The sequence below is a fragment of the Mycobacterium intermedium genome (genome assembly GCF_002086275.1).
Lineage (GTDB): Bacteria > Actinomycetota > Actinomycetes > Mycobacteriales > Mycobacteriaceae > Mycobacterium > Mycobacterium intermedium.
On the sequence record NZ_MVHT01000198.1, the window covers coordinates 1 to 2,416 of the forward strand.

Below are 2,416 nucleotides of genomic sequence, written 5' to 3' on the forward strand. Positions count from 1 at the left end.
CCCGAACTGGCGTCCGAGTTGGCCGCGGAGCTGGGCGGGGTCGCCGGCTCGGCAGGCGACGCGCTGCCCACCGAACTCGCCGGGACCGAGTACGTGCTGTACGTACCGCCGTCCCCCGCCGATCCCGTCGACGTCGAGTCAGCGTACGACCTGTTCCACACGGCGCGACGGTTGGCCGCGGCCCTGCTGGCGAGTCCGTCACAACCCAAGTTGTTCATTCTGACCCGCAACGCGCAACCCGTCGCCGACGGCGAGCGCGCCAACCCGGCCCACGCCGTGCTGTGGGGGCTGGGCCGCACACTGGCGCTCGAACACCCCGAAATCTGGGGCGGCGTCATCGATCTCGACGAGTCGGTGCCGTCCGTGCTGGCCGCGTCATACCTACGCGACGAGGCCCACAGCGGTGACGGCGAGGACCAGGTCGTCTATCGCTCGGGGCTGCGCCGGGCACCTCGGCTGCAAAGGCCAACCGCCGCACCGCCACCGGTCACCCTCGGCGGCGACACCAGCCAGCTGGTGATCGGCGCCACCGGAAACATCGGACCGCAGTTGATCCGTCAACTGGCGACGATGGGTGCCAAGACGATCGTCACCGTGTCCCGCAACCCCGGCACCCGGTTGGCGGAGCTTGCCGAAAGCCTTGCGGCAACCGGAACAACGCTCGTTCAGGTCGCCGCGGACGCGGCCGACCCCGTCGCAATGAGCGCCCTGTTCGACCGGTTCGGGGCGGACCTGCCCGCTTTGGAGGGGATCTACCTGGCGGCCTTCGCCGGTCAACCGGTGTTGCTCAGCGAGATGACCGACGACGACGTCGCCGCGATGTTCCGGCCCAAGCTGGACGCCGCCCGGCTGCTCCACCGGCTGTCACTGAAACACCCCGTGCGGCACTTTGTTTCATTCTCGTCGATCTCGGGACTGACCGGGTCGCGCTGGCTGGGCCATTACACGGCCACCAGCGCCTTCCTGGACACCCTGGGCCACGCCCGCCGCCTGATGGGACTGCCCGCGACCGTCATCGCCTGGGGCCTGTGGAAGTCCCTCGCCGATGCACAGCAGGACGCAAGCCAGGTGAGCACCGAATCCGGCCTGCACCCCATGGACGACGAGGTGGCCATCGAGGCGCTGGCCTCCGCAATCAACCCCGCCGCCGGCGTGCAAACCGTTGTGGTGGCAGCGGATTGGCCGCTGCTGGCGGCGGCCTACCGCACCCGCGGCGCGCTGCGCATTGTCGAGGACCTGTTGCCGGTGCCCGGCGAGGCGGCGTTGCCGGAGAGCGAGTTCCGCAAGGCCCTCGGGAAGTGCCCGCCCGAACGGCGGCTCGACATGCTCTTCGACGAGGTCGGCGCGCTGGCCGCGAAGGTGATGGGGCTACCCGCAAGTGAAACGCTCGACCCGTCGACCGGCTTCTTCCAGCTCGGCATGGACTCGTTGATGAGCGTGACACTGCAGCGCGCGCTGTCTGAGACGCTGGGCGAATTCCTGCCCGCCTCGGTGGTGTTCGACTACCCGACCGTGTACAGCCTGACCGATTATCTGGCCACCGTCCTGCCGGAGCTGGCCGAGGCGGCTCCGGCCGCCTCAGAAGGCTCGGCCGACGCCGGCGATACCTACGACGAACTGACAGAGGATGAGTTGTTGCAACAGCTTTCAGAAAGGTTGAGCTGAGCCGGTGACAACTACGTCTGCCCCGAATCCAGACCGCCGGGCGATCATCACCGAGGCGTTGCGCAAGATCGACGACCTCACCGCTCGCCTCGCGGTCGCCGAGAAATCCAGCACCGAACCGATCGCCGTGGTCGGCATGGGATGCCGATTCCCGGGGGGGGTGAACAACCCGGAGCAGTTCTGGGAGTTGTTGCGCGACGGCCGCAGCGGCATCGGGCGGGTGCCCCCGGAGCGCTGGGACGCCGACGCATTCTTCACCGACGATCACACCGTCCCGGGCACCATCTGCAGTCGTGACGGCGGCTTTCTCTCCGGCTGGCAACCCGACGAGTTCGATGCCGAGTTCTTCTCGATCTCACCCCGCGAAGCGGCGGCGATGGATCCGCAACAGCGGTTGTTCCTCGAGGTCGCGTGGGAAGCGCTGGAACACTCCGGCATTGCGCCGCACACGATTCGGGGTACACAGACTTCCGTCTTCGTCGGCGTCACCGCGTACGACTACATGGTCACGCTGGCGGGTCAGTTGCGGCCGGAGGATCTCGACGCGTACATCCCCACCGGAAATGCGCTGAACTTCACCGCGGGACGGCTGGCCTACTTCCTGGGGGCTCGCGGCCCGGCGATGGTCATCGACACGGCCTGCTCGTCGTCATTGGTCGCGGTACACCTGGCCTGCCAGAGTTTGCGCTCCGGCGAAAGCGATACCGCGCTGGTCGGTGGAACCAACCTGCTGCTCAGTCCGGGCCCGAGC

At 68.1% G+C, this 2,416-nt stretch carries 2 protein-coding genes; both read left to right on the forward strand.

The window, feature by feature from the left end:
• The coding region (locus tag BST27_RS30030) for a beta-ketoacyl reductase (RefSeq protein ID WP_139805475.1) at positions 1 to 1,665 on the forward strand (1,665 nt) is incomplete at its 5' end.
• Positions 1,666 to 1,669: 4 nt separating this feature from the next.
• Positions 1,670 to 2,416 (forward strand): beta-ketoacyl [acyl carrier protein] synthase domain-containing protein (locus tag BST27_RS30035; RefSeq protein ID WP_139805476.1); only part of this gene is annotated, 747 nt, incomplete at its 3' end.